The sequence below is a fragment of the Thomasclavelia sp. genome (genome assembly GCF_017889095.1).
Classification (GTDB): Bacteria; Bacillota_I; Bacilli_A; order Erysipelotrichales; family Coprobacillaceae; genus Thomasclavelia.
In genome coordinates this window covers 1-7,122 of the sequence record NZ_JAGHEW010000118.1, presented here as the reverse complement: position 1 = coordinate 7,122, position 7,122 = coordinate 1, and the positions used below count along the sequence as shown (strand labels likewise).

Here is a 7,122-nt window from a genome sequence, read left to right as displayed (position 1 = left end):
GTCTTGGATAAGGATGATAGTGGGTGTAAGAGTAATAAAAATGGCTGTTCTAAAATTAGAACGGCCATTTTTTTATATCTGTTTATTTGTCTAATGATTATTTATGATAAGCTAAATTTTATCTAATATTTAGATTACTTTTTAAGCTCTAAAGACTACTTCTTCTTTTTCATACATTAACTTAGCGCCAATCATTGCAATTACTACATAAGCAATTGACCAGGCAAAAGTAATATAGAAGTGAGTATAATTTAATTGATTAAAGATAATTTCTTTGATTACAATAACGACATTTAAAATTGGAATATTCATCATTGCAATAGAAACTGAACTTGGTTCTGTATACATTGTAATAACTGAAAGTAATACCGGAATTAAAGTAACTGGTGTTAAATAAGTATTAGCTTCTTTAATTGATCTAGCATAAGTAGATACTAATAACATGATTGCTGAAATGAATAATACATATAACACTGCCAACAATACAATTAGTAACATACTTTGAATTGAAATATCAATTGATAGAGGCATAGTATCACTTAGACCAAATTTAAAGGCTAGTAATAATCCGGCTCCTGATAAAACTGAAGTAATAGTACCAAAAGTTGCTGTAACGATTAGTTTAGCAATCAAAATTGAGCTTCGAGATACTCGAGTTGAAAGTAATGGTTCTAATGTTCCTCTTTCTTTTTCACCGGCTCCTAAATCAGTTGCAATTGGTGTAATTCCTGAACTTGAATAACCAATGATCATCATTGGAATTAACATTCCCATCATCATTAAAGAAATTCCGTCACTTTGATCATCTTTTGCGTGTTCCTGGTAATTAAACGGCTGCAATAAAGTGCTTGATAAATTATTAGCTTCTAAATAATTAGCTAGATAATTGTTTTGGTAGCTAGTAAATAATGTCTGTACCATACTAATAGCTGTTAATGCCCGTTGTGATGTAGTATCGTAATATAAATCAATCGTTGGGATTTTATTTTCTAATAAAGACTGATTGATATTGTTTGCAACAACATAAGCAGTAATATCACCATTATAGGCTGCATTTATTGGATCATCATTTTCAACGATTTCATAGATACCAGCACTTTCAAATAATTGAACAATTTCTTCGCTATCACTTTCAAGAACAATTTTATAGCGATTATCTTCATCAGGCGCTGCCATATCACTTATTGATGAAAAAATAAAGGTAAATAAAAGTGGCATAATAATGATTGGGATTACAAAAGTCATCAGTAAAGTTTTACGATCACGTAAAATATCTTTGAACTCTTTTTTTACAATCGTTAAAATACTATTCATAATCATTTCCCCCGATACATTCAATAAATAAATCTTCTAAACTATCTTTTTGATAATCTTTCTTTAATTGATCAATCGTTCCGCTGGCAACGATCTTTCCTTTATGAATGATAATAATCCGATCGCATAGTTTTTCTGTTTCATACATGTTATGACTAGAAAAAACAATTGCTTTATTTTCTTGTTTACATTTTAAAATAAAATCATGAATCAATTTACTTGACATAACATCGAGACCAGTAGTCGGTTCATCAAAAAGCATTACTTCAGGACGATGAATAATACTTCTAGCTAAAGAAACTTTTTGTTTCATCCCGCGACTATACTTACCAACTGGTCGATCGATATAATCAGTCATTTCTAAATCTTTGGCAATTTGTTCAACTGCATTTTTAGCTTCAATATCACTCATTCCGTTTAGTTTGGCAAAATAAGTCATGTTTTCACGACCGGTCAAACGGTCATATAAAGCGACATCACCACCAAAAAGAATGCCAATATGACCACGAATTTTATCAGGATGATCAATGATGTTGTAATCATCAATAGAAGCTGTTCCACTGGTAGGTTTTAACATCGTTGCAATCATCCTTAGTGTTGTTGTTTTTCCAGCTCCGTTTTCACCTAGTAATCCAACGATTTCACCTTGATTTACGGTAAAGGAAACATCTTCAACGGCGGTAATTTTCTTGAATTTTTTAGTTAGATTTTCAACTTTTAACATAAATTTCCTCCATGTATCATCTTATTGATATTTCAATTATACACTATTCTATTATATTAAGCATTAAAAAAATAATCTTTTATAATATTTTTGAATAATTATAATTTAAATATCGTTTTTAGATGATTTATCTTTTTCTAATTCTTCTTCAAGATAAAAAACATCTTCAATTGATAAGTTAAAATATTTGGCTATTTTGTATGCCAAAAGCAAGGAAGCCGAATATTTGCCTACCTCAATTGAGGTAATTGTCTGTCGGGTAACCCCGACAGACAGAGCTAGTTCCTCTTGAGTAATTTTCATCTTTTTTCGTAATTCTGGTATTCTAGTTTTCATTATCTCACATCCCATAAACTATATTTTTAGTATAGTTTACTTTGCAAAAAATGTCAAGTTTACTATACATTATGCTTAACGGCAGGAAATCTTATTTTGTTTTTTGCTAATTTATCATTAATAATCGTTTTTAAATCAAGATTTAATGAATAAGCAAGCTGAAAACAATAAATCATGACATCAGCTAATTCTTCGCTTACATCTTGTAAATTAAGATTATCATCCCATTGAATACATTCAAGCAATTCTCCAGCTTCAATCACGATACTTTTAATTAAACTTTCAGGATGATCAAGCTGATCCCAATCTCTTTCTTTTACAAATTTGATAATTTCTTGTTCTAATTCTTTCATAAAACCCTCCTTAAACTTTAATTATACGTGGTTAGCAAAAATATGCAATCGTTGGCTGTTACTAAATATTATTTGATAAAAAGAGATATATTTGTAACTTTTATATTGATTTTAATAATTATAAGTGATATATTTATCTCATAAAGATACAAAAACATCTCATTAAGGAGGAAAAAACATGTTAAAAAAACAAATTAAAAGAATTATTATTATGAGTGTTAGCACTATTATTATTTTAATTGCTAGTATTATATATTCATTACTTTTTAATGAAGGACGGTTAGTAAAGAAAATGGATATGTCTAGTTATGTATTTTCTTTCAAAGATTTACCAATGATCATTGCGGGAATGATGGTTGTAATATGTGCTATTTATATCATTATTGTCTGTTTAAAAAATAAATTTAAATCAAAAGAAGATAAACAATTTTATTCACGAACAATTTCACCATATTTGGGAATATGTGGCATTTTTGGTTTTTTAGGTTTTGGTGGTTTTTGGACTTATTATCGCTATCATTTAATTTTTCCTTTTATTTTCTTTATCTTTTTTGGTTTCTTTGGATTCTTTTTTGAAGGAAAATTATCACATACTTTAGAAGATGAGCTATTTTTAGAAAATAAGCGTAAAGCGGAATTAAAAGCTTATAAAATTGGTTTTAGTTTATTATTTATTGTTATCTATCTGATGGGAATGGGAATGTTTGAAAGTAATGTAGAGTGGTGTGCTATTTTTATGCTTATTTCTATTTCATTGATCTATGCATTAGTTCTTTTTCTTAGTAATTATTTATTATATCGCTATGAAAAAGAGGTATAGATATGGCAACAGAGTTTGAATGTAATTTAAAAATATATCGTGTTGCAAGAGGACTTACCCAGGAACAATTAGCTAAAATTGTTGGTGTTCGTCGGGAAACGATTATGAGATTAGAAAAAGCGCAGTATAATCCTTCATTAAAACTAGCTATTGATATTTCAAGAGCGATAAATGTACCAATCGAAGATATCTTTATTTTTAAATAATGTTGTATTAAGCGGTTAGTTATTAATCGCTTTTTTAAATGGAAGATAAACCTGTTTTTATTGTCGAGAAAATTAGATATCGCTATAATATAGCTATAGATATAAATCCATGGAGGGAAAAGATGGAAATAAAAATAATGACAATTGATGACTATGAAGATGTATATCAATTATGGTTGTCTTGTAAAGGAATGGGACTAAATAATATTGATGATTCAAAAGAAGGAATCAATCGTTTTTTAACAAGAAATCCTAAAACTTGTTTTGTTGCAACAAATGGTACAAAAATAATCGGTGTGATTCTAGCAGGCAATGATGGACGAAGAGGCTATATTTATCATTTAGCGGTTTTACCTTCATATCAACATCAAGGAATTGGAACTAAATTAGTAGATACGACTTTAAAAGCACTAGAAAAAATAGGTATTATTAAAGTAGCTTTAGTAGTTTTTAAGTACAATGAAGCGGGAAATGCTTTTTGGCAAAAACAAGGTTTTAGGGCAAGAGAGGATCTTGAATACCTTGACAAAGCACTTACTAAAATAATTAGAATGGATACGTAAAATTATGAAAACAAATGTTCATTTTGGCTTTTCACTTATTGGTTGTATATTTTTAATGATGTTAATGATACCTAATTTAATTTGGAGTAAAAATAAACCTAAAGATTATGATAAATATGTAAAAAATGAAAATAAAATATTATTAGTTTTTGAACGGATTGGAGAAATATCAGTTACTTGTAATGCTTTAATGTTTACCAATGGTAATATAAATATATTATCTAGCTGGTCAATTATTTTATTAATTGCAATTTTGTTGATGATTTTATATGAGATTTTTTGGATCAAATATTTTAAAAGCGAAAAAACAATGAAAGATTTTTATTGCAGTTTATTACATATTCCAGTTGCTGGAGCAGTTTTGCCGGTATTAGCGTTTTTATTATTAGGAATTTATGAGATAAATATATTTTTAATTATTTCGACACTCGTACTAGCAATAGGACATATTGGGATTCATTTAAATCATCGAAAAGAAATTGAAACATGAGGTTATATATGTTAGTAAATGAAAAAAATTTATTTGCAGCTATTGAAAAACAATGTAATTGGAAATTAAAAGAAGTAACTATTTTAACAGGTGGCTTGATGCATAAAATGTATCACTTGAAAACCAATCAAGGTGATTATGCTCTTAAAGTATTGAATCAGTTTGTTATGCAAAGAAAAAGTGCAATGGATAATTATCGTAGAGCTGAAAAGTTAGAGTGTTTATTAGAAAAAAATAATATCCCAATTTTACCGGCTTTATCTTTTAATGGTAAAAAAATGCAGGAAATAAATGGTGTATATTTTTACCTGTTTGATTATTATCCTGGAAGAGCTTTGAAGCACAATGAAATTAAAGAAGTCCATTGTTTACAAATTGGTAAGGTGCTTGCAAAAATTCATAATATCGATAAATTGAAAACAATTAAATTTTCACAAATAAATATTGACTGGAATTTTTATCTAACCAGGTTAAAACAAGCTGATCAGTTATTATATAAACTGTTAAAAGATAATTATTCATTAATTATCGAAAGTCAAAATAATAGTAATCAGGCTAAAAGTAAACTGCCAAAAATGGCGACTATTTGTCATAATGATATGGATTGCAAAAATGTTTTATGGAATAACCAGGATTATCGAATCATTGATTTAGAATGTCTTGATTATAATCATCCGTTTATCGAATTATTTGAACTAGCTTTATGTTATTCTGGATATGAAGAATGTCAAATTGATTTTAACTTATTTAACGCATTTATTAAAGGATATGTGCTTGCTGGTGGTAAATTGCCCACTGATTGGAATGTACTTTATGATTGTAATAATCGATTAGAATGGCTAGAGTATAATTTGAAAAGAGTATTAGGAATTGATTGTGGTAAAGATGAAAGGGAAATAGGAATTAAGCAATCAATTAAAACAATTAAACTAATTGTTTATTATGATAAAATGCAAAAAGAAATTTTTGAAAATTGTCGTAAATTTTAAATTATAGATATAGAAAAGAGGGGATTAAAGTGCGGATTTTAGAATATGGAAATATTAATAAGCCAGTAATAATGTTTATTCATGGTTTTGAAAGTCCCTATCAAATTTTTGATGATTATATCAAATATTATCAAGAAAAATATTATATCTTAGTACCCGTTTTACCAGGACATGATGTAAAAGAAAAATTAGAGTTTATTTCATTTGATGCCTTAACAAAAGAAATAGAAAATTATTGTTGCCAAAAATCAATTACCCATATCCATGCAGTTTATGGTATGTCCATGGGTGGAATTTTAGCTGCCTTATTATGGCAAAATCAAAAAATAACTTTTGATAAAGTAATTATGGAAAGTTCACCACTATTACCACAAGGAAAATATATGGTAAAGATACTTACAAAACAATATCTATCAATTACTAAAAAAGCTAAAAACAGAGATAGTAAAGTAATTCAAAAAGCTATAAATTCAATGATTACCGAAGATAAAATAGACATTTTTTTAGAATTATTAGATAATATTTCTAATGAAACAATTAAAAAATATTTAGCTGAAGTTGGTAAATTTCAACTTTCTAAAGATATTATTACACCAGATACGCAAATTATTTATATATATGGGGGTAAAATTAATGAAATTATTTTTAAAAAAGTTGCAAAATTTATTAAACAATATTATTCAAATTCGCTTATTATTTGCTTAAAAGGAAAAGGGCATCTTGAAGATGCATTATTACATGCAAAAACACGGATAATACAGTTAGATAAAATAATTAATTAAAATAGAATTTATGATGTATTATATAAGATTAGATGGTTTTGGCTTATTAGTAAATGATATGAAAATTATGATTAGGTTTTGAAATTAACGATAAATAGTATATCTTTGGTTTATAAGGATTTTGTGATAAAAATCAGGGAGTAAGATTATGGAATTAATTTTTGTTGAAATAATAAATAGTACCAAAGTACTCAAAATAGTAAAATATCTTATCATTACTATTTTGATAGGTTTTTTAGAGTTTGTATTTATTGGCGTTGCTATAACGGGAATTTCTAAAATGGCTATGCCAGTAGGAAGTGTATTATCAATAATTTTTTTGATGATTTACATTTATTTAATTGTTAGAATTAAAAAATATAATTGTGTTAGTAAAAGATAATTATAAATAAATTGGAAGTTGTAGAGGAGACCGACCATGAAAGATAAAAGCATTTTAATCAGTGTGGGAATTATTATTTATATTGTTATGTCTGGAATTGATAGATTTGTTTATCATATACCTAATATTATTTATATTCCAATAGCAATTCTCGGTATTGCTT

11 protein-coding genes are annotated in these 7,122 nt (G+C 27.3%); 7 read left to right on the top strand and 4 right to left on the bottom strand.

What is annotated here, in order from left to right:
* Positions 1 to 141 precede the first annotated feature (141 nt).
* The 4 genes from J7M77_RS05265 to J7M77_RS05250 form a co-directional block, all read right to left on the bottom strand.
* Complete coding sequence (locus J7M77_RS05265; protein WP_296876734.1) at positions 142 to 1,314, bottom strand: ABC transporter permease; 1,173 nt, start codon at positions 1,312 to 1,314, stop codon at positions 142 to 144.
* The gene (locus tag J7M77_RS05260) at positions 1,307 to 2,038 is read right to left on the bottom strand and encodes an ATP-binding cassette domain-containing protein (protein ID WP_296876731.1); all 732 of its coding nucleotides are present in this window, start codon (positions 2,036 to 2,038) and stop codon (positions 1,307 to 1,309) included. The genes J7M77_RS05265 and J7M77_RS05260 overlap by 8 nt, the downstream gene beginning before the upstream one ends.
* 105 nt (positions 2,039 to 2,143) lie before the next feature.
* A complete protein-coding gene (locus tag J7M77_RS05255; protein WP_296876729.1) occupies positions 2,144 to 2,374 on the bottom strand; it encodes a helix-turn-helix transcriptional regulator in 231 nt (76 codons plus the stop codon).
* 62 nt (positions 2,375 to 2,436) lie between these two features.
* On the bottom strand, positions 2,437 to 2,727 hold the full coding sequence (locus J7M77_RS05250; protein WP_296876727.1) for a nucleotide pyrophosphohydrolase: 291 nt from the start codon (positions 2,725 to 2,727) through the stop codon (positions 2,437 to 2,439).
* Positions 2,728 to 2,905: 178 nt separating this feature from the next.
* Between J7M77_RS05250 and J7M77_RS05245 the strand changes: the two genes are divergently transcribed.
* From J7M77_RS05245 to J7M77_RS05215, 7 genes are all read left to right on the top strand, one after another.
* The gene (locus J7M77_RS05245) at positions 2,906 to 3,547 is read left to right on the top strand and encodes a DUF3796 domain-containing protein (protein WP_296876724.1); all 642 of its coding nucleotides are present in this window, start codon (positions 2,906 to 2,908) and stop codon (positions 3,545 to 3,547) included.
* 2 nt (positions 3,548 to 3,549) lie between these two features.
* Positions 3,550 to 3,753, top strand: a complete 204-nt coding sequence (locus tag J7M77_RS05240) for a helix-turn-helix transcriptional regulator (protein ID WP_296876722.1) — start codon at positions 3,550 to 3,552, stop codon at positions 3,751 to 3,753.
* Between the two features lie 122 nt (positions 3,754 to 3,875).
* Positions 3,876 to 4,316, top strand: a complete 441-nt coding sequence (locus tag J7M77_RS05235; RefSeq protein WP_296876720.1) for a GNAT family N-acetyltransferase — start codon at positions 3,876 to 3,878, stop codon at positions 4,314 to 4,316.
* Positions 4,317 to 4,320: 4 nt separating this feature from the next.
* A complete protein-coding gene (locus tag J7M77_RS05230; protein ID WP_296876718.1) occupies positions 4,321 to 4,806 on the top strand; it encodes a hypothetical protein in 486 nt (161 codons plus the stop codon).
* A gap of 8 nt (positions 4,807 to 4,814) precedes the next feature.
* The gene (locus J7M77_RS05225) at positions 4,815 to 5,795 is read left to right on the top strand and encodes a phosphotransferase (RefSeq protein WP_296876716.1); all 981 of its coding nucleotides are present in this window, start codon (positions 4,815 to 4,817) and stop codon (positions 5,793 to 5,795) included.
* A gap of 29 nt (positions 5,796 to 5,824) precedes the next feature.
* Positions 5,825 to 6,577 carry an alpha/beta hydrolase gene (locus J7M77_RS05220; RefSeq protein WP_296876714.1) on the top strand — a complete coding sequence of 251 codons (753 nt, stop codon included), beginning with the start codon at positions 5,825 to 5,827 and terminating at the stop codon, positions 6,575 to 6,577.
* 148 nt (positions 6,578 to 6,725) lie between these two features.
* Positions 6,726 to 6,959 carry a hypothetical protein gene (locus J7M77_RS05215; RefSeq protein WP_296876713.1) on the top strand — a complete coding sequence of 78 codons (234 nt, stop codon included), beginning with the start codon at positions 6,726 to 6,728 and terminating at the stop codon, positions 6,957 to 6,959.
* The last annotated feature ends 163 nt before the right edge of the window (positions 6,960 to 7,122 follow it).